Origin of the sequence: Cryobacterium sp. M15, assembly GCF_002929675.1 — a bacterium.
GTDB lineage: Bacteria > Actinomycetota > Actinomycetes > Actinomycetales > Microbacteriaceae > Cryobacterium > Cryobacterium lyxosi.
The window spans coordinates 130,555-153,405 of the sequence record NZ_PJJW01000038.1 but is presented as its reverse complement, the minus strand read 5'-3'; the positions used below and the strand labels follow the sequence as shown (position 1 = coordinate 153,405).

21 protein-coding genes and 3 tRNA genes are annotated in these 22,851 nt (G+C 61.3%); 13 read left to right on the top strand and 11 right to left on the bottom strand.

Annotation, left to right across the window (positions count from 1 at the left end):
* Positions 1–120 precede the first annotated feature (120 nt).
* The 5 genes from gyrB to CXY83_RS10380 all read left to right on the top strand — a co-directional run bounded on the left by gyrB (position 121) and on the right by CXY83_RS10380 (position 5,532).
* Positions 121–2,151 (top strand): DNA topoisomerase (ATP-hydrolyzing) subunit B, encoded by a 2,031-nt coding sequence (gene gyrB, locus CXY83_RS10400; RefSeq protein ID WP_104197279.1) that lies wholly within the window; start codon positions 121–123, stop codon positions 2,149–2,151.
* Between the two features lie 40 nt (positions 2,152–2,191).
* The gene (gene gyrA / locus CXY83_RS10395; RefSeq protein ID WP_104197462.1) at positions 2,192–4,792 is read left to right on the top strand and encodes a DNA gyrase subunit A; all 2,601 of its coding nucleotides are present in this window, start codon (positions 2,192–2,194) and stop codon (positions 4,790–4,792) included.
* Entirely contained in the window at positions 4,785–5,189 is a 405-nt protein-coding gene (locus CXY83_RS10390; RefSeq protein WP_104197278.1) for a DUF3566 domain-containing protein, read from the top strand. Before gyrA ends, CXY83_RS10390 begins: the two co-directional genes overlap by 8 nt.
* A gap of 137 nt (positions 5,190–5,326) precedes the next feature.
* Positions 5,327–5,400 (top strand) — tRNA-Ile (locus CXY83_RS10385).
* 59 nt (positions 5,401–5,459) lie between these two features.
* A tRNA-Ala gene (locus CXY83_RS10380) sits at positions 5,460–5,532 on the top strand.
* Between the two features lie 198 nt (positions 5,533–5,730).
* Here the strand turns inward: CXY83_RS10380 and CXY83_RS10375 are convergent.
* Positions 5,731–6,255: a hypothetical protein gene (locus tag CXY83_RS10375; RefSeq protein WP_104197277.1), complete on the bottom strand. Its 525-nt coding sequence runs from the start codon at positions 6,253–6,255 to the stop codon at positions 5,731–5,733.
* Positions 6,256–6,407: 152 nt separating this feature from the next.
* Between CXY83_RS10375 and CXY83_RS10370 the strand changes: the two genes are divergently transcribed.
* Both CXY83_RS10370 and CXY83_RS10365 read left to right on the top strand, forming a co-directional pair.
* Positions 6,408–6,947, top strand: coding sequence for a peptidylprolyl isomerase (locus CXY83_RS10370; RefSeq protein ID WP_104128760.1), 540 nt, complete (start codon positions 6,408–6,410; stop codon positions 6,945–6,947).
* 164 nt (positions 6,948–7,111) lie between these two features.
* The gene (locus tag CXY83_RS10365; protein ID WP_369831150.1) at positions 7,112–7,810 is read left to right on the top strand and encodes a rhomboid family intramembrane serine protease; all 699 of its coding nucleotides are present in this window, start codon (positions 7,112–7,114) and stop codon (positions 7,808–7,810) included.
* A 159-nt stretch (positions 7,811–7,969) separates the two neighbouring features.
* Here CXY83_RS10365 and CXY83_RS10360 read toward each other — a convergent pair whose 3' ends face one another.
* Complete coding sequence (locus tag CXY83_RS10360; protein ID WP_104197275.1) at positions 7,970–8,215, bottom strand: cell division protein CrgA; 246 nt, start codon at positions 8,213–8,215, stop codon at positions 7,970–7,972.
* Positions 8,216–8,295: 80 nt separating this feature from the next.
* Between CXY83_RS10360 and CXY83_RS10355 the strand changes: the two genes are divergently transcribed.
* Complete coding sequence (locus tag CXY83_RS10355) at positions 8,296–9,114, top strand: class E sortase (protein ID WP_104197274.1); 819 nt, start codon at positions 8,296–8,298, stop codon at positions 9,112–9,114.
* A gap of 167 nt (positions 9,115–9,281) precedes the next feature.
* Positions 9,282–9,920 (top strand): aminodeoxychorismate/anthranilate synthase component II, encoded by a 639-nt coding sequence (locus CXY83_RS10350; RefSeq protein ID WP_104197273.1) that lies wholly within the window; start codon positions 9,282–9,284, stop codon positions 9,918–9,920.
* A gap of 187 nt (positions 9,921–10,107) precedes the next feature.
* Here CXY83_RS10350 and pknB read toward each other — a convergent pair whose 3' ends face one another.
* The 7 genes from pknB to CXY83_RS10315 all read right to left on the bottom strand — a co-directional run bounded on the left by pknB (position 10,108) and on the right by CXY83_RS10315 (position 18,956).
* On the bottom strand, positions 10,108–11,802 hold the full coding sequence (pknB, locus tag CXY83_RS10345) for a Stk1 family PASTA domain-containing Ser/Thr kinase (protein ID WP_104197272.1): 1,695 nt from the start codon (positions 11,800–11,802) through the stop codon (positions 10,108–10,110).
* A 78-nt stretch (positions 11,803–11,880) separates the two neighbouring features.
* Positions 11,881–13,590 (bottom strand): protein kinase, encoded by a 1,710-nt coding sequence (locus CXY83_RS10340; protein WP_104197271.1) that lies wholly within the window; start codon positions 13,588–13,590, stop codon positions 11,881–11,883.
* A complete protein-coding gene (locus CXY83_RS10335) occupies positions 13,587–15,038 on the bottom strand; it encodes a penicillin-binding protein 2 (protein WP_104197270.1) in 1,452 nt (483 codons plus the stop codon). Before CXY83_RS10335 ends, CXY83_RS10340 begins: the two co-directional genes overlap by 4 nt.
* The gene (locus CXY83_RS10330) at positions 15,039–16,424 is read right to left on the bottom strand and encodes an FtsW/RodA/SpoVE family cell cycle protein (protein ID WP_233200831.1); all 1,386 of its coding nucleotides are present in this window, start codon (positions 16,422–16,424) and stop codon (positions 15,039–15,041) included.
* Positions 16,417–17,646, bottom strand: a complete 1,230-nt coding sequence (locus CXY83_RS10325) for a PP2C family serine/threonine-protein phosphatase (RefSeq protein WP_104197269.1) — start codon at positions 17,644–17,646, stop codon at positions 16,417–16,419. Before CXY83_RS10325 ends, CXY83_RS10330 begins: the two co-directional genes overlap by 8 nt.
* Positions 17,647–17,649: 3 nt before the next feature.
* Positions 17,650–18,201, bottom strand: a complete 552-nt coding sequence (locus tag CXY83_RS10320; RefSeq protein WP_104197268.1) for an FHA domain-containing protein — start codon at positions 18,199–18,201, stop codon at positions 17,650–17,652.
* Entirely contained in the window at positions 18,198–18,956 is a 759-nt protein-coding gene (locus CXY83_RS10315) for a DUF3662 and FHA domain-containing protein (RefSeq protein ID WP_104197267.1), read from the bottom strand. The genes CXY83_RS10320 and CXY83_RS10315 overlap by 4 nt, the downstream gene beginning before the upstream one ends.
* 348 nt (positions 18,957–19,304) lie before the next feature.
* On the opposite strand from CXY83_RS10315, the gene CXY83_RS10310 reads away from it, so the two are divergent.
* The 4 genes from CXY83_RS10310 to CXY83_RS10295 all read left to right on the top strand — a co-directional run bounded on the left by CXY83_RS10310 (position 19,305) and on the right by CXY83_RS10295 (position 21,177).
* A tRNA-Leu gene (locus CXY83_RS10310) sits at positions 19,305–19,388 on the top strand.
* Between the two features lie 102 nt (positions 19,389–19,490).
* Positions 19,491–19,631: a hypothetical protein gene (locus CXY83_RS18140; protein WP_233200787.1), complete on the top strand. Its 141-nt coding sequence runs from the start codon at positions 19,491–19,493 to the stop codon at positions 19,629–19,631.
* 775 nt (positions 19,632–20,406) lie between these two features.
* Positions 20,407–20,754, top strand: coding sequence for a helix-turn-helix domain-containing protein (locus CXY83_RS18600; protein ID WP_104197265.1), 348 nt, complete (start codon positions 20,407–20,409; stop codon positions 20,752–20,754).
* 9 nt (positions 20,755–20,763) lie between these two features.
* Positions 20,764–21,177 carry an IS30 family transposase gene (locus CXY83_RS10295; RefSeq protein ID WP_146069909.1) on the top strand — a complete coding sequence of 138 codons (414 nt, stop codon included), beginning with the start codon at positions 20,764–20,766 and terminating at the stop codon, positions 21,175–21,177.
* A 225-nt stretch (positions 21,178–21,402) separates the two neighbouring features.
* On the opposite strand, the gene CXY83_RS10290 is transcribed toward CXY83_RS10295, so the two are convergent.
* Complete coding sequence (locus CXY83_RS10290; protein WP_104197263.1) at positions 21,403–22,137, bottom strand: ABC transporter ATP-binding protein; 735 nt, start codon at positions 22,135–22,137, stop codon at positions 21,403–21,405.
* A complete protein-coding gene (locus CXY83_RS10285; protein WP_233200785.1) occupies positions 22,124–22,840 on the bottom strand; it encodes an ABC transporter ATP-binding protein in 717 nt (238 codons plus the stop codon). Before CXY83_RS10285 ends, CXY83_RS10290 begins: the two co-directional genes overlap by 14 nt.
* Between the last annotated feature and the right edge of the window lie 11 nt (positions 22,841–22,851).

The window sequence follows — 22,851 nt, the reverse complement described above, 5'->3', positions numbered from 1 at the left end:
CCCACATTTAAGGTCAACCCCTTGAACAAAACGCGTCAAACGGCGATTGTGGCCTGTTCGTCTTCCCCCGTTTGGTAGACTGAAGGGTCGCCCGTGCGATGGTCAGGAGCCTAATTTCAGATGACAGTTGAACCGACGCCCGAACGCCCGTCCCCAGATATATCCCCAGTCATTTCCCAGCAACAGGGGGAGCGGGAAGCGGAACATGAATACGGTGCCGATGATATCCAGGTGCTTGAAGGCCTGGAGGCCGTTCGTAAGCGACCCGGAATGTACATCGGGTCCACTGGGCCACGCGGGCTACACCATCTCGTGTATGAGATCGTCGACAACTCAGTCGATGAGGCTCTTGCGGGCCACTGTGACACCATCGACATTCGAATCCTGGCCGATGGCGCGATTCGCGTCGAGGACAACGGCCGCGGCATTCCAGTCGACATCCATAAGGCAGAGGGACGCTCGACCGTCGAGGTAGTACTCACCGTGCTCCACGCTGGCGGTAAGTTCGGCGGCGGTGGCTATTCCGTCTCCGGTGGTCTGCACGGCGTGGGAAGTTCTGTCGTCAATGCCCTGTCAAGCCGTCTCGAGGTCGAGGTTCGCCGCCAGGGATATATCTGGCGTCAGAGCTTCGCTAACGGTGTTCCGAACGCTCCCCTCGAACAGGGCGAAGCCAACGACGAAACCGGAACGACCATCACGTTCTGGCCGAGTGCTGAAACTTTCGAGACCATCGAGTTCGACTACGAAACTCTGCGCGCGCGCTTTCAGCAGATGGGCTTTCTCAATAAAGGCCTGCGCCTCACCCTCACCGACGAGCGTGAAGACCACCAGACCGATGATGGCAAAGCCGTGAGCAACACCTTCAAGTACGACCAGGGGCTCGTCGATTACGTCGAATACCTCAATCGCGCCAAGAAGGCCGACCTCGTCAACGATGAGATCATCTCGTTCGAGTGGGAAGACCATGAACGCAAGATGGCCCTTGAAGTGGCCATGCAGTGGACCACCGCCTACACCGAGAGCGTGCACACCTACGCGAACACGATCAACACGCATGAGGGCGGAACGCACGAAGAAGGTTTCCGCGCTGCACTGACCACGCTGGTGAACAAGTATGCCCGTGAGAAAGGCATCCTGAAAGAGAAAGATGACAACCTCACCGGCGATGATGTTCGTGAGGGTTTGACAGCGGTCGTATCGATCAAGCTCGCCGAACCACAGTTCGAAGGCCAGACCAAGACCAAGCTCGGCAATACCGAGGCGAAATCGTTCGTGCAGAAGGTCGCCAACGATCAGCTCACCGACTGGTTCAACCGCAATCCGAACCCGGCCCGCGAAATCATCCGCAAGTCCCTGCAGGCATCAAACGCTCGAATGGCAGCCCGAAAGGCCCGCGAAACCGCGCGCCGCAAAGGATTGCTCGAGGGTGGGGGTATGCCAGGCAAGCTCAAGGACTGCCAGAGTAAGGACCCGTCGCTCTCCGAAATTTTCATTGTGGAGGGAGACTCGGCCGGCGGCTCGGCCGTGCAGGGACGTAACCCCGAATTCCAGGCCATCCTGCCCCTTCGCGGCAAGATCCTCAACGTAGAGAAGGCGCGCCTCGACCGTGCCCTCGGTAACAATGAGGTTCAAGCGATGATCACGGCCTTCGGCGCCGGCATGGGGGAAGAATTCAACCCCGACAAGGTTCGGTACCACAAAATTGTTTTGATGGCCGACGCCGACGTCGACGGCCAGCACATCACCACCCTGCTTCTCACCCTGCTGTTTCGCTACATGCGCCCGCTGATCGACCTTGGCTATGTGTACCTCGCTCAACCGCCGCTGTACCGTCTCAAGTGGAGCAACTCTGCGCACCAGTACGTGTACTCCGACGTGGAGCGCGATGCGCTCCTGGCCGACGGAGCAGCGTCCGGCAAGCGCATCCCGAAAGACAACGGCATCCAGCGCTACAAGGGCCTCGGCGAGATGGACTACAAGGAACTGTGGGAGACCACCATGGCCCCCGAATCCCGCACCCTGCTGCAGGTCACCCTGGACGACGCGGCATCTGCCGACGAGATCTTCTCCACCCTGATGGGTGAAGACGTCGAATCACGACGTAACTTCATTCAGAAAAACGCGAAGGACGTGCGTTTCCTTGACATCTGACGACACCACAGGCAACCCCGACTCAACCAACCCGGACGCGATGGCTGCAACCGCGGCCGCTGCGGCAGCCCACCTCGTGCAGCACGGCAAGATCGACCAGGTCGACCTTCAGCTGGAAATGCAGCGTTCCTACCTCGACTATGCGATGAGTGTCATCGTTGGGCGCGCGCTGCCCGACGTGCGCGACGGTATGAAGCCTGTGCACCGACGTGTGATTTACGCCATGTTCGACGGCGGCTACCGGCCGGACAAGGCATTCTCCAAGTGCGCCCGCGTCGTCGGAGACGTCATGGGGCAATTCCATCCGCACGGTGACTCGTCGATTTATGACGCGCTCGTGCGTCTCGTTCAGCCGTGGAGCCTGCGGTATCCGCTCGCCCTCGGCCAGGGCAACTTCGGTTCCCCCGGCAACGATGGTGCTGCAGCCCCGCGGTACACCGAGACCAAAATGGCCCCGCTGGCCATGGAAATGGTTCGGGACATCGACGAGGACACCGTCGATTTTCAGGACAACTACGACGGCCGTACCCTCGAACCGACCGTGTTGCCTGCCCGCTTTCCGAACTTGTTGGTCAACGGCTCGGTTGGAATCGCAGTCGGTATGGCCACCAACATTCCACCGCACAACCTGCGTGAGGTTGCCGCCGGTGCTCAGTGGTATCTCGAGAATCCCGACGCTACGCGCGACGAGCTGCTTGAAGCGCTGATTGCCCGCATCAAGGGACCTGACTTTCCCACCGGCGCCCAGATTCTGGGTGTCAAGGGTATTCAGGACGCCTATCGCACCGGGCGTGGCTCGATCACCATGCGGGCGGTCGTGAGTATCGAAGAGTTGCAGGGCCGCACCTGCCTCGTCATCACCGAACTGCCCTACCAAGTGAACCCCGACAACCTCGCGATCAAGATCGCTGACCTGGTCAAGGACGCCAAAGTCACCGGCATTGCGGACATCCGCGATGAGACCAGTGGTCGCACCGGCCAGCGCCTTGTCATCGTGCTCAAGCGCGATGCCGTCGCCAAGGTCGTGCTGAACAACCTCTACAAGCACACGCAGTTGCAGGAGAACTTCGGCGCGAATATGCTCGCCATCGTCGACGGCGTACCGCGTACGCTCGCCCTCGATGGTTTCATCTCGGCCTGGGTCGCTCACCAGGTCGAGGTAATCGTTCGGCGCACCCAGTTTCGGCTGAACAAAGCCGAGGCTGATGCGCACATTCTGCGCGGCTACCTCAAGGCGCTGGACGCCCTCGATGAGGTGATCGCGCTCATCCGTCGATCGAACACGGTCGACGACGCCCGCGAAGGCCTCATGGCCCTGCTCGACGTCGACAAGTTGCAGGCCGACGCGATTCTCACCATGCAGCTGCGTCGCCTCGCCGCCCTCGAGCGCCAGAAGATCATCGACCAGGCTGCCGAACTCGAACTGCAGATCGCAGAATTCAAGTCGATTCTGGCCAGCCCCGAGCGTCAGCGAACGATCATCAGTGAAGAACTCGCCGAGATCACCGCAAAGTTCGGCGACGACCGTCGCACCGAGATCATGTTCGGTTTCGACGGCGATATGTCGGTCGAAGACCTCATCCCCGAAGAGGAGATGGTCGTTACCGTCACGCGCGGCGGCTACATCAAGCGCACCCGCAGCGACAACTACCGCAACCAGCACCGCGGCGGCAAGGGAGTCAAGGGCGCCCAGTTGCGCGCGGACGACGTGGTCGAACACTTCTTCGTCACCACTACGCACCACTGGTTGTTGTTCTTCACCAACACCGGTCGGGTTTACCGGGCCAAGGCCTATGAAGCCCAGGAATCCGGCCGCGACGCTAAAGGCCAGCACGTGGCCAATCTGCTCGCGCTGCAGCCCGGGGAGGAAATCGCGCAGATCCTCGATATTCGCGACTACGAGGTGGCCCAGTATCTGACCCTCGCTACCCGCGACGGCTTGATCAAGAAGACTGCGCTCAGTGAGTACGACACCAATCGCACCGGCGGCATCATCGCGATCAAGCTGCGGGAAGGCGACGAGCTCGTGTCCGCCCTGCTGGTTGAAGATGACTCCGACCTGCTGCTCGTCTCTCGTAAGGGCATGTCGATTCGTTTCACCGCGACCGACGACGCATTGCGCCCGATGGGTCGCAGCACGTCCGGCGTGATCGGAATGCACTTTCGCGGTGAGGACAACCTGCTGGACGCATCCGTTATCAACGACGATGGCTATGTCTTCGTGGTGACAGAGGGTGGTTACGCCAAACGCACCGCCGCTGACCAATACCGCCTGCAAAATCGTGGAGGCCTCGGGATCAAGGTGGCAAAGCTCAACGACGATCGTGGTGACCTGGTCGGTTCGTTGATTGTGAACCCCGAGGATGAGGTCCTTGTGGTTCTTGCCAGTGGCAAGGTGGTACGCTCTGACGTCGCTGAGGTTCCGGCCAAGGGTCGGGACACGATGGGCGTTGTATTCGCGAAGTTCGCGGATGACGACCGAATCATCTCCATCGCGAAAAACATCGAACGTAATCTGGTCGCCACCGACGAGGAAGGCGTTACGGATGCCGATGCACCAGCTGGTGCCATCGGCACCACTGCTGCGGTGGACGCTGTTCCAAACGCGGATTCAGGGAAAGTAGAGACACCGAATGAGTAGCGTTGCCGAAAAACTCGCCAAAAAGTCCACTCGCAAGACCGCGAGCAAGCAGGTTCGCCTCAAACTGGTCTACGTCGACTTCTGGTCGAGCGTAAAACTATCATTCCTGGTGGCGATCTGCCTTGCCATCGTCACGATCGTGGCGACCTTCCTCACCTACACCGTTCTGGTGCAGACCGAGGTGTTGACCACGGTCGACGAGCTGTACGCAACCGTCGCGGGAGAATCGGCCGATCTGGCCGCCATCCTCTCGATCGGCAATGTCATGGGCTTCGCCGTCGTCGTGGGCGTGCTGAACATTGTCGTGATCACCGCCCTCGGTGCTATCTACGCCGTTCTGTACAACTTGAGTGTCAAAATCACTGGCGGCCTCCTCGTTGGCTTCACCAATAACTAATCACTTTTTGCGCGATTGAGGGCTGTTTTCACCCTAAAACAGCCCTCGTAAGCCGAATTCACGTCGTTTCTCCTTCGGGAGGATGGCTCGATTTCAGGTTCCGGCCAGATTCCGGTAGTCTTCAATCTGCTCAAGAGGGGGATATAGCTCAGTTGGTTAGAGCGCTTCACTGATAATGAAGAGGTCCCAGGTTCAAATCCCGGTATCCCCACGCAGTACCAGATTCACTCCGAATTCAGCGCTTGCGCTTGATGTTCGGCCTGAGAAATCGGGGCCATAGCTCAATTGGTAGAGCGCCTGCTTTGCAAGCAGGAGGTCCGGGGTTCGATTCCCCGTGGCTCCACAGTTCAGGCACAAGGCTCGTCTTCGGACGGGCCTTTCGTGTACCGTGCGGCGTCGCGGTGTCGTTCGCCAACGGTGGGCAGCCACCTGTAGTGCATCTCTTCAGCCCGCAGCAGAGCCGTGTTGGCTGATACAGCGCTTAACGCGGTAGAGCCCACATCCGATGGATGCGGGCTCTACTTGAGCTGGTGGCGTTCGCCTAGTCTTCCTGCGTACCCGGTTCGACCTCATCATCGGTGACCCAGAGCTCGTCGTCGGCGCGAAAAGTCTGCCAGACGGCGTAGGCGACGCCTACGGCGGCGACGACGGCCAGGCCGAGGGCGAAGTACGTCCCGGCACCAGGGCCCTTCGGTTCGACCACAACGGGCTTCTGAAAGCGGATGCGGCCGAGCGCAGCCCGTACGCGGGCGTCGCGTGCAACGTCGCCGACGGACATGACCGTTCCGATCGCGGTTCCGATTCCGGGTAGAACGTCGTTGACCACGCGGCGTCGTACACCGTCGGCGGCGTCGTGGGTGGCGTTCACGCTCGGGCGAACGTAGTGGTCATAGCCCTCGCGAACGCGCGGACCTACCTCTTCGCGCGCGAGAACGCCGGCGTGGTGACCGGCTTGGCGAGCGAGAACATTGGCCCGCTCTAAAACCTCTTGTTGGTGGCTCCATAATTCGTCTGCGCTTTTGCGCAGCCGAGTGAGTTCCTTGCGGCGCTTGCGTGACAGGCTCATCTAGACCCTCCATCGATGTCGTGTGGCGAATGTATATCCATCTTGCCACTGAGTGCCCATCATGCTACTCAATCTTTGTCTTACCAGCGAATGCACTGGGAGCGCACGCAGGGAGTCAGATTCGGTGGAGATTGCTGTGCAAGAATCGGGGTATGTCTAAGCACACCGCTGTCGCCACCCTGAATACCACCCTCGGACCCATCAAGGTCAACCTCTTCGGCAATCACGCGCCGAAAACGGTGAAGAATTTCGTCGGTCTTGCAACCGGCGAAATCGAGTGGAAGCACCCCGCAACGGGCGCCGCCTCCTCTGCGCCGCTCTATGACGGAACCATCTTTCACCGCATCATCAAAGACTTTATGATCCAGGCCGGTGACCCGCTCGGCCAGGGCACCGGTGGCCCGGGCTACCAGTTCGATGACGAAATCAGCCCCGACCTCGACTTCACCCAGCCCTACGTGCTCGCCATGGCAAACGCTGGAATCCAGGGGGGCCACGGCACGAACGGCTCGCAGTTCTTCATCACCGTCGTTCCGACCACTTGGCTGCAGGGTAAGCACACCATCTTTGGTGCTGTCGAAGACGAAGACAGTCGCGCAATCGTCGCCAAGCTCGCCACCGTCGCCACGGATGGGCGCGACCGCCCCCTCGAAGATGTTTCCATTCAGAGCGTTTCTGTCGAGTCCGTCTAACCAGTATCCCCGTACAGAGAATGAATGATCTGCCGGTCTCGGCGGCGAATTTTTGTTACCGCCATCCGGGGCGGCAGAGCTTCATTCTGTGTCAACGTTGCGGCCGCACCATCTGCACCGAGTGCCAAACTCAGGCTGCTGTCGGGGTTATCTGCCCCGAGTGCATGAAAATCCAGCGTAAGAACGCTCCGCGCACCAAACCAGCCGTGCTCACCAGATTGACCGGCAGTGGCCAGCCGACAGTCACGTATACCCTCATCGCGCTGACCGTATTCATGTTCGTGCTGCAATGGATCCCGGGCCTCGGGATCACCCAGCGATTCGCCTACGTACCAGCCCTCACCATCGTTGAGCCCTGGCGCATGTTGACCAGTGTCTTTCTGCATTCGCAGGGCGGGCTGCCGTTTCACGTGCTGCTGAACATGTACGCGCTGTGGTTATTCGGTCCGATGCTGGAGGGAATGCTTGGCCGCGGACGTTTTCTGGCCCTGTATCTGATCAGCGGGTTCGCGGGTTCGGTCGGTGTTCTGGTTCTAGCGCCGTTCACCTCCGTCGTTGGAGCATCAGGGGCTCTATTCGGGCTCATGGGTGCGTTCCTGATCATTCAACGCGGTCTGGGTGGAAATTCGAAGCAACTGCTGGTGCTCCTCGGTATCAACGTTGTCGTGAGCTTCATTCCCGGTATCGCTTGGCAAGCCCACCTCGGCGGCATCGTCGGGGGCGCGCTGATCGGGTTTGTGCTCATGCGCACCCGTCGACCAAACCAAAAAGGCGTGCAGATTGTTTTGATCGCGGCAGTTGCCGTTCTCTTTGTGGCTATTGCCGTACTCAGGATTTTGAGCCTGCTCGCACCGGTGGGATAGTTGGCGGCGGGAGCTCGCCGTTTCACCTTGAGTTATCCACAGGTTTATCCACATGGGGATAATTACACCGGTGTCATTACCGCCAATACAGGGCCTCGGTGACCCGGCGATTAGCGTTCGATGAACAGTTCGCGAACGGTGGTCGGTCGAGTCGAAGAGTTAGCGCCAGCGGGTGGTCATGAGGAAGCCGATGAAGGCGATTCCAAACCCGACCAGGATATTCATGGCACCGAGCCCCGCGATAGGAAGCTGGCTGCCACTGACGTAGAACACGATGATCCAAGCTAGACCGAGCAGCATGAAACCGAACATGACCGGCTTGAACCAGACGGCGTTGGGCGCGTCCTCGTTCGAGCGGGCAACATCGGTGCGGGCGGACCGGGTGCGAGGATTCTTACGTGCCATTCTGCGATCCTAGCGTCTTCGCCTGTTTGAGTGGACGTGACGCGGGGGCTGGATGCCAATCAGGTCGGTAGACTCGTTGCATGTGTCCTGTGGCAGATGATCCCATCGAGATCGTCAGCAAGCGCCCACGCCGCGCCAAATCGGGCAAGATCACCGTCATCGGCGTGCTGGGCGAACTTCTCATCACCGCAGGTATACTCGTGTTGCTCTTTCTGGGCTGGCAGCTTTGGTGGAATGACATGATCATGGCGAACTCACAGACCTCAGCTGCAAGTGAGATCAGCCAGGACTGGATCGAGCAGAACACGTCAACACCGACACCCGTTCCCATCGTCGATCCGGCCGAGCCGAGTACCGTACCGGTCCCGGGCGACAACGGAGAGCCGGTCATGTCTGTCGTTCCAGCTAACGCCACAGCTTTCGCGGTGCTGTACGTTCCCCGTTTCGGAGCTGGCTATCACCGCACCATTGCCGAGGGCACCGGCCACGACGTCTTGAACAGCAATCGACTGGGCATTGGGCACTATGCGGGCACGCAAATGCCGGGGGAGGTGGGCAACTTCGCCCTTGCCGCCCACCGCAGCGCTTTCGGCGGTGGTATGCATCTGATCCATGAACTGCAGCTCGGGGACGCCATATACGTTCAGACTGCCGACGGTTACTACACCTACCGGTATCGCGATACCGAGTACGTGGCACCCTCGCAGGTACAGGTGCTGGCATCCGTTCCGAACCGTCCCGACGCGAGCGCCGTCGACCGCATCATCACCCTGACCAGCTGCAACCCGCTCTATTCCACCGCGGAACGTATCATCGCTTACGGCGTGTTCGAATCGTGGCAGCCGCTCGCGTTCGGCGCTCCCGCCGAACTCGCACCGATCATCGCAGCACAGGGCTAGGAGGCTCCCATCTACGCAGCACTATGGCGTGTTCTTCCCGGACCAATCTGGATGCGCATTATTCTTGTTCTGATCCTGCTGTTGGCCGTACTCGCCGTACTCGCCACTTGGACGTACCCGTGGATCGACGGCATTCTCAACAACCAGGAAGCAACGGTGGGCGGCTCATGACCCGTATTCTCGTGATCGACAACTACGACAGTTTTGTCTATACGCTCAACGGTTATCTGATGGAACTCGGCGCGGAGACCGAAGTCGTGCGCAACGACTCCTTCGAAAAAGTGGATGCCATCTCCCGCATCGCCGACTTTGACGGTGTTTTGATCTCGCCGGGTCCTGGTAAGCCGTCGGACGCTGGTGTGTCCATTGCCGTCGTCGAAGCGGCACTGACGACCGACGTGCCCCTGTTCGGCGTGTGCCTGGGCCATCAGGCCATCGCTGAAGCATTCGGGGCCACGGTGACCAATGCCGAAGAGCTCATGCACGGCAAAACATCGCTCATCACGCACGACGGCAGCGACTTCTACGGCGGTGTACCGCAGCCATTCACGGCTACCCGGTACCACTCGCTCGCCGTCGTCGCGTCGACTGTTCCGAGTGACCTCATCGTGACGTCACGCACACAGGGCGGCGTCATTATGGGACTGCGGCACGCATCCGCTCCCATTCTGGGCGTGCAATTTCACCCGGAGTCGGTGCTCACTGAGGGCGGCTACCTCATGCTCGGCAACTGGCTCGCCTTGGCCGGCCTGGAGGGTGCGCGGGAGGCCGCGAAGTCTCTGCACCCGCTGTTACGCCTCACCTGAGTCCACCCCGCGCGTTTTAGCCCTGATCCGGGCACCCATGGGTTTTGGCCCTGACCCAGGCAGGAAAGACGTTGGACGCCGACAGAGTGTATCGGTGACGGACCAGGCTGCGGGGCCCACCCTATAACCACGGGCCCAGTTTATAAACTGGGCCCACGGACGGGGCCCGGGCCCCGTCCGCACGATGCTAGGTGCCGGCGCAGTAGGTCAGGGTGATCTCGGAACGTTGCGGGACGTCACCGGGCGCCAGCGACTGGGTTTTGATCGGGGAACCGGATTGCTGGGCGCAGGTGTAATCTGCCTGCGAATCCGGCATGAGGCTTTCATTGCTGACGAGGTCGATCGCGGCCACGAGGGACTGGCCGGTCAGGTCGCCGAGGGTGACGAGCCCGCTTGAGACGGTGTAGTTCACGATGACGCCGGAGAACTCGGATGCGGCGGCCGCCGGATCGGTGCGGATGACCACGTCGACGGCCACGGTTGGCGAATTCTCGGAGGTGACCGATCCGGAAACGAAACCGAGCCCTTCGATCGCGGCCTGGGCATCTGCTATGGGTTGGTTGGTGACGTCGGGAACCACAACGGGGACCGGGCCGGTGGAGACGAAGATCTTGATCACGTCCGAGGGGTTGACGATGGTGTCGGCCGGAGGGTCGGTGCGAATCACCTGATCGGCGGGCACCGTGGTACTCGACTCTTCGGCACGGGTAGCCGCGAGATCCAGGTCGAGAAGCGCGTTTTGGGCCTCATCGTAGCTCTGGCTAGTGAGTGAGGGCACCTTTCGTGAGCTGTCGGGCAGTTCCACCGACGGTTGCAGGTTCGCCACCCAGATCATGACCGCTACGACGATGACGACGACGCAGACGATTCCAGCCCACACCCAGATCACCGGAGGGCGCCGCTGCGTGCGCACCATAGTGGGATCTTCGGAGAGCTGCTTGAGGGCCAGGGCCGAACCGGTGACGGCGGTGGGCGCGGCGCCGAAGAGTCCGGCGCCGACCTCTTCGCCGGCGTGATGGAGTGGAATCTGGCCGGATCCGGCGGTCTCGACATCGCCCCGAAACTCAACGGCGCTCTGATATCGGGCGAATCGGTCCTTGGCCAGGGCGTGCAGCACGACCGAGTCGAGGGCCGGCGACACTCTCGGGTTGAGCGCAGACGGTTTGACCGGCATCTCACTGACGTGCTGGTAGGCGACTGCGACGGGCGTGTCACCGCGAAACGGCGGTCGACCGGTGAGCATTTCGAACAGCACCACACCGGTCGAATAAAGGTCGGTGCGCGCATCGACGGACTCACCCTTGGCCTGCTCGGGGGAGAAATAGGCAGCGGTGCCAAGGATTGCCGTGGTCTGGGCGACCGTCGTGGCCGAGTCGGAGATAGCGCGGGCGATGCCGAAGTCCATCACCTTCACTTGACCGGACTTGGTGATCATGATGTTGCCTGGTTTGATATCGCGGTGTACGACGCCTGCCCGGTGCGAGTATTCGAGAGCGGTCAGAACCCCGTCGATGATGCGCACAGCCTCTGCGGGTTCGATCGCACCCTCACGGATGATGTCCTTGAGCAGCCGGCCGTCGACGTGTTCCATGACGATGAACGGAATCTGCGAGTCGTGGCCCGACTCATCGGTGACGGTTTCCTCACCGGCATCGAACACGCGCACAATCGTGGGGTGCGCCATCCGCGCGGCAGCCTGCGCTTCCTGGCGGAAGCGGGTGCGAAACGCGGGATCGGCCGCGAGGGTCGACTTGAGCAGTTTGATCGCTACCGTGCGACCGAGCCGGGAATCGGTGCCGATGTGCACATCGGACATGCCGCCACGGCCCAGCAGGGCCCCGACACGATAGCGACCGGCGATCAAACGACCAGAGTCAGCCACGTACGCACTCCCCCACAATCAGACACCGTATTCGGGTTGGACACAGTGACCGCTACTTTACCGCACGGAATTGGGGAGTTACTCTCCGAGGGCAGTGTCACCAGTGACGAGCACTTCGGCAGGCGGGGAGAATGCAGAACTGATCTGGCCGCAGAAATAGCGGAACTTTACGGTGAAGTTTTCTGTACCGGCGGTGATCGTGGCCGTAGTCGTTTGAGCGTTGGACGGGTTTACCGAGGTGATCACGGCGGCACCGCCCTCCGTGGCAATCTCATAGCCGGCCAGCGTTTGGCCGGTCGGGCAGGTCTGGGCGTTCCAAGTCACGGTGACGGTACCTGCCGGAGCGGCCGGTGACGGTGTGGCGGTCGGGGCTGATGTTGGCGTGCTCGGTGTGGCAACCGGCCCGTAGGTGGTGAGGGTGATCGTCGAGCCGGCCGGAACGGGGCCTCTGGGATTGACCAGGTACACCCGGTCAACGTCTTCCTCGGTCGCAGCCGCGTTGCCAGGTTCGACGTCAGCTGCAAATCCCATGTCGACGAGCAAGGCGGCGGCCTCGGCGCTCGGCTTTCCGATGAAGTCGTCGGGATTGACCGACGTATTCGTCGGTGTCGGTGTCGGTGTCGGCGTTGGGCTCGGTGTCGGCGTGGGCGATGGCGTGGGTGTCGGCGACGGCGTCGCCGACGTCTCGGCAGGAACCGGGGTCTCATTGTTCTGGGTGAACAGGGCGATGAGCGTGCCGGTGAGTACGATCACCAGCAGCGCGACGAGAGCGATGAGCGGCCAGGTCCACTTGCTGCGCTTCTTTTCCTGTGCCTCTGCAGCAGCAGCGGAGGCGCGCGTGGTGGGGGCACCGTTGGCCGGAAGAATGGTCGTGGCCGAATCAGCGCCGGCACCGGGCATGAGCATGGTGGCACTGGTGGCCGTGAGGCCGCCCAAAATGGAGGGCACGGCCACGGCGGCCGCTGCCACATCACCACGGCGCAGAGCGGATGCCGCGCGCGCCAGGTGGGCCGCTGATGCCGGTCGGTCGGCCGGGTTCTTGGCCAGGCAGGCGAAGACCAGATTGCGCACCGGTTCGGACACGGTTACCGGCAGGTCGGGCGCGATCTCATTGATCTGTGCCATGGCGATGGCGACCTGCGACTCGCCCGTGAACGGACGTCGGCCGGCGAGGGACTCGTACGCGACGATACCGATCGAGTAGATGTCGGTGGTCGGCGAGGCCGGGTGGCCGCTGGCCTGCTCGGGCGAGAGGTACTGCACGGTACCCATGACCTGCCCGGTCGCGGTGAGTGGCACCTGGTCGGCGATGCGGGCGATGCCGAAGTCGGTGATCTTCACCCGTCCCTCTGGCGTGATGAGTAGGTTGCCGGGCTTAATGTCACGGTGCACGAGTCCCGCGGCGTGGGCGGCGTGCAGTGCGGCCGAGGTCTGCGCGACAATGTCGAGCACCTTGTCGGTCGGCAATACGTGTTCGCGTTCGAGAATGGTGGACAGGGCTTCGCCGGGAACAAGTTCCATAACGAGGAAGGCGCTGCCATCTTCCTCGCCGTAGTCGAAGACATTCGCAATGCCCTCGTGGTTGACGAGCGCGGCGTGGCGGGCTTCGGCGCGGAAACGCTCCAGAAAACCGGGGTCACCGAGGTACTCGTCTTTCAAAATCTTGATGGCGACGCTTCGTCCGATGACGAGGTCGGTGGACTTCCACACCTCGCCCATGCCGCCAATCGCAATGCGCGACTGCAGCTCGTATCGTCCCCCGAAGGTGAGGCCTGCTGTGGGTCTCATTTGTTAAGCACCGCCTCTAGTACTTTCTTTGCGACAGGCGCGGCAAGTTTGTTGCCGAACCCCGTTTGTCCTTCTCCCCCGCCGTTCTCTACGAGAACGGTGATGGCGTATTGCGGATCGTTCGCCGGTGCGAAACCGGTGAACCACAGTGTGAACGGATCCGTTGACCCGTTTTGCGCCGTGCCTGTTTTTCCCGCCACGTCAACCCCATCTATTCTTGCATTGCTTGCCGCACCATCCTGAACGCCGTTGACCATCATCGCGGTGATCGTCGCGGCGGTTTCTTCGCTCATCACCCGCCCGAGTTCGGTTGCTTCAAAGGTTTGGATGGCGCTGAGGTTGGGGGCGAGAATCTCCTGCACCAGGTTGGGAGCCATCACAACACCGCCATTGGCGATGGCGCCGCTGACCATGGCCATTTGCAGCGGTGTCGCCGTCACGTCGAACTGGCCAAACGCCGACTGCGCGGTCTGAGGGTCATCGAGCCCGCGTGGGTACGTGCTCTTGGAGACGGTCATGGGAATGCTGTGGGTGCTGTTGAAACCGAATTTCTCGGCGGTCTCACGAATGGTCGTGTCGCCCAGCTGGACACCGAGTTCAGCGAAGGGAATGTTGCAGGACAGCCGCAGTGCGGTCGCGAGGGTAACCGTCTCGCCGGCGCCACAGGTTCCTCCGCTGGAGTTCTCGATCACACTCGTTGTGCCGGGGGCCATATAGACGGATGGGTTCAAAAAAGTACTCTCCGGGGTGTAGTTGCCCGATTCGAGCGCGGCCGTGGTGACGACGAGTTTGAATATTGAACCGGGAGGGTTGAGCGAATTGATCGCCCGGTTGATCAGCGGATCGTTCGGGTCGGCCACCAGGGCGTCATAGCTCGCAGTGACCTCGGCGTTGTTGTGCACCGTGAGCAGGTTCGGATTGAAACCCGGTTTGGAGACCATCGCCAGGATGCGACCGGTGGCGGGCTCGGTGACGACGACGGATCCGGTGTAATCGCCGAGGGCATCCCACGCCGCTTGCTGGGCGATTGGATCGATGGTCACCTCGACGGCGGCACCCTTCGGGTCCTGGCCGGTGACAAGGGCGCTGATCTTGTCGAAGAATTGGGAGTTTGACGTGCCGGTGAGCTCGCTATTGAGGGCGAACTCAAGCCCGGTCGGTTGGCCATTGATTGGAATATACCCGGTGATCGGCGCGTAGAGCTCGGGGTTGGTATAGGTGCGCAGAAACTTGAAATCATCATCGGCCGGCATCGACTGCGCGATCGGCTCGCCTTTGACGAGGATGGCACCGCGCTCGACCTGGTAGCTGTCGTAGAGAGTGCGGGTGTTGCGTGGGTCGGCCGACAGGTTGTCGGCCTGGAAAGCCTGCACGACCGAGGTTGAGCCGAGAAGAGTGACGAACATCAGCATCACGACGATGCTGACACGCTTGAGTTCACGGTTCACTTAGACCACCAGCCTGGGTTGATTGCGCACGGTGTCGGAGAGCCGCAGCAAGAGGGCCGCGATGATCCAGTTGGCTACGAGCGATGAGCCGCCGGCGGCCAGGAACGGGGTGGTCAGGCCGGTGAGGGGGATGACCCGGGTGACACCGCCGATGACAATGAAGCATTGGAGGGCCACGACGAAGGCGAGGCCGACAGCGAGCAGCTTGCCGAAGTCATCCTGTCCGGCGAAGCCGATGCGGAACCCGCGGGCGACGAACAAAAGGTACAGGGCGAGGATGGCAAACAGACCGGCGAGGCCAAGCTCCTCGCCGAGGCTCGCGATGATGTAGTCACTCTGAGGTACCGGGGTGAGCTCCGGGCGACCCTGGCCCCAACCGGTGCCGAGCAGGCCGCCCTTGGCGAGGCCGAACAGGCCCTGCACCAGCTGGAAGCTGCCGCCCTTGGCGTTGTAGACATCCGGGTTGAGCGCATCGAGCCAGTTGGTGAAGCGTCCATTGACGTAGTTCAGGGTCTGGCTGGCAATGATGGCGCCACCCAGGAACAGGCCCAGACCAATGATGACCCAGCTGAGGCGGCCGGTGGCGAGGTAGAGCATGACCAGGAACAGTCCGAAGTAGAGCAGGGCGGTGCCGAGGTCACGCTGAAAGATGATGACCGACATCGACAGGGCCCAGACGACGAGGATCGGGCCGAGGTCACGGAAGCGGGGAAAGCGGGCACCGAGAATCTTCTTGCCCACCATTGAGAGACTGTCGCGGTTGCGCACGAGGTAGCCGGCGAAGAACACGGCGAGGGCGATTTTGGCGATCTCACCGGGCTGGAAGGTAGCGAAACCGCCGAAGCGGATCCACACCCTGGCACCGCTGATCTCCTGGCCGAGGCCGGGAATGAGCGGGAGAAAAAGAAGGAGCACACCGACGAGGCCGGCGATGTAGGTGTACCGAAACAGCACTCGGTGGTTTCGGATGACCAGCAGCACGACGATGGCGCTGAAAATAGCCAGGGCGCTCCACACCGTCTGGCGCACGGCGGCACTCGCCCAGCCGCCCTGCTGGTCGGCAATGTCGATGCGATAGATCATGGCAATACCGATGCCGTTGAGCACCGTTGCGATCGGCAAAATGAACGGGTCGGCATCGCGGGCGACGAACCGCAGCACGACGTGCAGGCTGATGACCAGAATGGACAGGCCTGCGCCGAGCAGCACGAGGGTCGGGTCGAGTTCGCCGAGCGCACCGAGTTGCACGAGCACGACCGCGCTCGCGTTGATGAAGCACGCGATCAGGAGCAAAAACAGTTCAAGGTTGCGCAGCTTCTGCGGCAGGCGCAGGCGACGTACCGGCTCGGTCGCCGGTTGTGCTGAAAGAGCGGATGCCTTACTCAACGATTGCACCCTTCAATCGTTCAATGATGTCCAGGGCGTCGGCCAGGGAGCCGGCGTTGATGGTTTGCTCGACCTGCTGGCGGTCGTAGACGCGCAGGTCAGAGAGATTGAGGTCGGTATGTTCGTAGACACCAGAGAGTTTGATCGGGCCGATGTCCTGCTGCACACCCTGATAAATAGCGACGTTGGAACCGTCAGCGCCCACGTAGTAGCGGGTCTGGGTCCATTGGTAGCCGAGAACGGTGGTCGTGACGATGCTGAGCACCAGCAGAATGACAGCGACCAGCCAGGTGCCCTTGCGGCGGCGGGCGCGGCGGGCATCCTCTTCGATCAGCTCGGACAGGTAGTCCTGAGAATCGGGCTCAAAATGCGTTTCACGCACCGGGTGGAGGCGGAGGGCCGGGATGCGCAGGGCCCGATTGCGGCTGGGCTCCTCACCGAACGCGAGCGGATTCGCCGCGGAGCCGACAACGACCGGGCTATCGGTGCGCGCGACGCCCGCACCGATGTCGACGATGACGACGGTCACATTGTCGGGAGCGCCGCCGTCGAGGCTTTCTTTAACGAGAAGGTCGGCGACATCCTGCGCATTCGCCCCGCTCGCCAGAGCTGAGGCCATGGCGTTGTGGGAGACGACGCCGGTGAGGCCGTCGGAGCACAGCATCCAGCGGTCGCCGGCGATGGTGGCGAGGATGGACGTGTCGATCTCGGGGCTCGCCTCCACGTCGCCGAGAACGCGCATGAGCACGGAGCGGCGCGGGTGCACCATGGCTTCAGCCTCGGTGATGCGTCCGCTGTCGACCAGACGCTGCACGAAGGTGTGATCGACGGTGATCTGGGACAACTCGTTATCGCGCAGCAGATAGATGCGCGAGTCGCCGATGTGCGCGATCGCGACCTCGTTTTCGAGGACGACGATAGCACTGACGGTGGTGCCCATGCCGGTGAGTTCGGCGTGCTCGAACACGGTCTCTGCCAGCTGGGCGTTGGCGCCGATGAGGGCGGCCTGCAGGGCGAACTCGGCGTCTTGGGCGCTCGCGTATGGCTTGTCGGCCTCGATGATGCGCTTGGTTGCGATCGCCGACGCGACGTCACCGCCGGCGTGGCCGCCCATGCCGTCAGCAACCACGAACAGGGAGCGTCCGGCGTAGCCGGAGTCCTGGTTGTTGGAGCGAATCTTGCCGACGTGGGACGCGGCTGCGCTGTGACTTACCGTCGCCATGACCTACCGCCGAAGCTCGAAGCTGGTGGCGCCGATCTTCACGGTGGCGTTCAGGGGAATTTTGGTCGGAACGGTGACGCGGGAGCCGGCCAGGAAGGTTCCATTGGTGGAGTCGAGGTCTTGCAACATCCACTCATCGTTCCAGAGCATGAGGCGCGCGTGGTGCGTGGAGGTGTAGTCATCGCGGATCACCAGGCTGGAGTCGCTCGAGCGCCCGATCGTGATGGTGTCGGTGCCCAACGGAAACTCGGTACCGGCTTTCGGGCCGCTCGTGATAACCAGACGGGTGGTGTTGTGTGCGGTAGCCAATTCAGCGCCGGTAGCCGGACTGGCGCGCGCCACCGGCGCAGTGAAGGCGGCCGAGGGAACGGGGACTGCAGCGGGAACAGCGGATAGTGGGAAAGCAGGCGCGGGGGTGGCATCTGTTTTCAACTTGCGCACGCGCTGCCCGAACAGATCGCTGCGCAGGGCGTAGACGATGCCGAAGATGAACATCCAGAGCAGCAGGAGGAAGCCGAAGCGCAGCACCAGCAGGGTGAGTTCACTGACGTTCATGTCGTCGGCCCCCAGAATCCGCCCATGTCGTGGCGTTCGGTGGCCGGATCGACCGATGGTGCGGCCCGCGGGTACTCATGGGAGTCTGGCGAAGCCTGGGCGAGGACGCGAAACACGATGCGGGTGCGACCGATCGTCACGATCGAGTCGGGCTCGAGAATGGCTTGGCTGACGGGAGCGCCGTTGAGCTGGGAACCGTTGGTGCTGCCGAGGTCGCGCACCTGCGCGCGGGCGCCGTCCCAGAGGATTTCGACGTGGCGGCGCGAGGTGCCGGTATCTTCGACGGTGATATCGGCGTCAGAGCCGCGCCCGATCACGGTTCGGGACTTGACCAGCGGGTGCCTGGTGCCGTTGATGTCGAGGACCGGGGTCCAGGTGACGCTGCTCTTGACCGAGCTGGAGTCGATCTGCACCATGCCCTCGCTGAGGCTACGGTCGTCTTGCAGGGTGATCGTGATGCCGCCGGTGAACTGGTAGCGCTGTTCGGCACCGTGTTTTTGCACGAGGGCGGTGAGCTCGTCGAGAAGGGTGACGCCGAGCGCGCTCATGCGGGCGTAGTCCGCGTGGGACATACGCACGGTGAAGCGATTAGGCGCGAGGATACGATCCCGCGAGACTACTGCGGCCTTGGTGTCGAGCTCACGACGCAGCGCGGAGGTGATTTCCACCGGCTGCAAGCCCGATCGAAAGGTCTTGGCGAATGCTCCGTTGACGGCGCGTTCCAAGCCCTTTTCAAAGTTATCCAGTATGCCCACAGGTCTCCCGATCCGGTCCGTTTGGCTATGAGCATGTTACTTGTCTCGGGTGACAACCCACCTTGGGGGCGCAAACGGCACGAACAGTCATACTACCCGCGGAGCGTCTCTGACCGAATTCCGCGCGCGTTCGGGGCATTCCGTGGGACTTTTTTGTAGGGGGGCGTGGCCACACGGGCATCCGTTGGCGGCTATGGTGTCGGCGCGCCAGCTACGCGCAGGGGCGCCAGGTATAGGTGGCGCGGCAACCGGCATCGGGCGCGCTCACGCCGGATACGGCCCGCAGGGGCGAGCGACGGGTACCCGAATGGCGCTGACCCCTCTCGTAGTGTTAGCATTCCTAAGTTCGCGCGAGTGGCGGAATTGGCAGACGCGCTGGCTTCAGGTGCCAGTGTTCGAAAGGACGTAGGGGTTCAAGTCCCCTCTCGCGCACTGTGGGTGTTTCAGGAAATTGAGTATGCGTTTTCATGAAATCCAAGCGAACGGGCCGGTTGAGTAGAAATACTCGGCCGGCCTTCGGTTTTTTAACGATGTGTGCGGCACTCACTGGCAGTACTTCGTCTTGAGCCGGGCAAAAGTGGGCTGCAGGTGGAACTCGACGACGACTGGATCGACGCGTCCGCTATCTCGCCCCAGCGTGTACTTTCAGCACCGCTCGTAGTGGTGCTGATCTGACAGATCTGGGCACTTTGCATTATTTCGATGGTGGAACGGTGCCCTCGATCGAAAGTTTGACTACAGGCCTGTCCCCGAGAGGTGCGTCGAGATCGATGAGTAGCGAGCCCCGAAACGCCAGGGCAGTGCACGCATCCGGCGCTTCCGGCAAGGTGCCTTGGATGAGCGCCACAGCGACTTCCGAATCGGTTTGCTCAGTGATTGCGCGCGTTCCGTAGCACGCAGGATTTCCTCCGACGAAGAACACACGAACTTGGGTGTTCGAGACGTTCGCCGAATCCGTCCATGGCAGGACTCTTTCCTCGACGAGATCATCGCGTGGAATTTCATCTTTAGGTGCTGGACTGCCACTTGTAGAGGGAGCTGGCAGTGCAGTGGAACCGCCCTCGTCGACCCCGAGCGAGTCGTCGGAGGTGTTTGTTGAGCACGCAGATGCTCCCAGCAGGCACATGGCTAAAAATGCTCCCGCCACGAGTCGTGTCGATCCCAACAAATCTGTCCCCTACCAATCTGCATCTGCGGACGCATACAGAGTCCGAATGTCACTTCTAAAGAACGGGCCGCTGATGTAAGTGGTGCTGTTCGTTGGGCCAAACGAACTGACGGAATTTAGATTACCGAGCCCGGAATCGTTGCTGTTAACGCCGGGCCAAAACAGGGCCAATAGTGCCGACAGTTTCAAGCGGTGAATGCAACGGTGTGGCCGTGGTGACCTCCTAAAGTACTTCGTAGGAGGAATGAAATGGGACGGAAATGAAAGCCACGGGAGCAGCGGATGGCATTCTTCACGGCGCGCGCATCAGGGACATCTCTTCGGAAATCCGCGGCGCTAGCCGGGATTTCGAGGTCGACTGCCTGTCTGTGGCTCAAGCAATCGGGCGGCGTCCGACCACGTGCGACAAAGCCGCAGCCGGCGTTGCGGTTGACGCTCGATGACCGCGAGAGCATCTCTCGCGGTCTCGCCGCGAGTCGGTCGTTGACGGCGATCGCGGCCGAATTACGGCGGCCCGTCTCAACGGTTTCGCGGGAGTGCTCCGCAATAGTGGCAAGAGCGGATACCGTGCGGCTCCCGCCGAACGTCTCGCCGTGGCCCGCACCCGGCGTCCGCGACTGGAAAAATTGACGTGGGACGATCGGTTGCGGGAGCACGTGGAATCGAAACTCAGTATCTGCTGGTCTCCACAACAAATCTCGAGACGAACGAAACAGCCGCCTCCTGATCGCCCTACCCCTTCCGCTCGGCGCGAAGAGCGAGAAAGTGATCGCCGCACTGATCGAAAAGTTCAACACGGCGCCCGCAACCATGCGCCGAACATTGACCTGGGACCGTGGCAACGAGATGGCCCGCCACGCTGACTTCACCACAGCGACCGGGATTCCCGTGTTCTTCTGCGACGCGTACTCGCCCTGGCAACGCGGCACTACCCTAAACACCAACGGACTTCTTCGTCAATACCTACCCAAAAGCACCGATCTCAACCTGACCGACACCACGCGACTTACGGAGATCGTGACCGAACTCAACAATCGCCTCCGTAGGGCTTAAAAGTGGCAGACTCCTCACGAGGTCTACAACACCGCAACACTTGCATTGACCGCTTGAAACTGTTGGCGCTTTAAACACAAGAATGCCTGCTGGGCGGTTCCACCGCTCCTGACTCGCTGGGGTGGTGTTTGACAGAGATGGTGCATGTCTGTCATTTGCGGTGTCGTTTGACGGCAGGTTCGTCAGGGAAAGCATCAGTGGCTTCGCTTGACGCTGTGGCCATTGTTATCCCACCGTGCTCTCTGCGGTGTCTGTCCCGATTCCGAGATAAGCCTCCCGAACCTCCGGAGATGTGCGCAGGGTCGCTCGGTCACCCGAAAAGACTACCCGCCCGTGCTCGAGCACGTAACCGTTATCCGCGGTGGAGAGGGCGAGTGATGCATTCTGTTCGACCAGCAGCATGGTCACTCCAGTGTTCGCGATCATACGGATTGTGTCGAAAACAAGATCCGTGATCAAGGGTGCGAGCCCCAATGACGGCTCGTCGAGAAGGATAATCCGCGGATGCAGCATCAGGGCGCGACCGATGGCGAGCATCTGCTGCTCTCCTCCCGAGAGCGTTCCGCCGGACTGAGCGCGGCGTTCGGCGAGGCGCGGAAAGAGATCGAAAACTTCGCGCAGCGCTGCCGATCGTAAGGATTTTGCCCTCTTCGATGAACCGCCGACGAGCAGGTTGTCTTCGACAGTCAGGTTCGCAAAAACCCGACGCCCCTCGGGAACGAGAGCGATACCGAGTTCGGCAATAGCATAGGGAGGAAGACCCGTGATGGGTTCCCCATCGAGGCAGACCGTTCCGTGACTCGGTTTCAGATGGCCAGCGATCACTTTGAGAAGCGTGGATTTCCCGGCTCCATTTGGCCCGAGAATTCCTGTAACTTCACCCTCAACAACGTTGAGCGAGATGTCGTGGAGTGCCGTAGCGTCGCCGTAACGGGCGTGGACGTTTTTAACAGTCAGCATTTTGGTCCTTCTTTGGGACTCCGATGTAGGCTTCGATGACGGCAGGGTCACTCTGCACTTCTGCTGGCGTTCCATCCGCGATGAGCAAACCGTGGTCGAGCACAAGTACTCGCTTGCTGATACGCATCACGACCTTGAGAAGATGTTCAACGAGCAGCACGGTAACGCCTTCATTTGTCAGCTGCTGGATGAGCGCGACGGCATCTTCTACCTCGCGCGGGGTCAGGCCGGTCATGACTTCGTCGAGCAGTAAGAGTGACGGCTCTGACGCGAGAGCGCGGGCCATTTCCAATCGTTTTCGGTCAATGAGCGTGAGTTCCGCCGGACTGTCGTTCGCTCGGTCCTGCAGGCCGAGACGCTCTAAAGCAACGTAAGCAGCCGTTTTAGACTTCTCGACGGACGAATGCTTCTGCAGTCCTCCCACCAAGACGTTCTCGAGCGCCGTCATCGACGGGAAGAGGCGCACTTTCTGGAAGGTGCGGGAGATACCCTGTCGTGCAATCTGGTGGCTGGCGGAACCTGTCATGTCGCTTCCACCGACGATTCGCTTACCGGAATCGAGTTTTTGGACCCCCGTCATCAGGTCAAAAAATGTGCTCTTACCCGCTCCATTGGGGCCAACGAGGGCGATGATTCCGCCGGCCTGGATATCAATCGTGACATCCCGAACGGCTTGGACTCCACCGAACGACTTCGATGCCATTTCCATTCTCA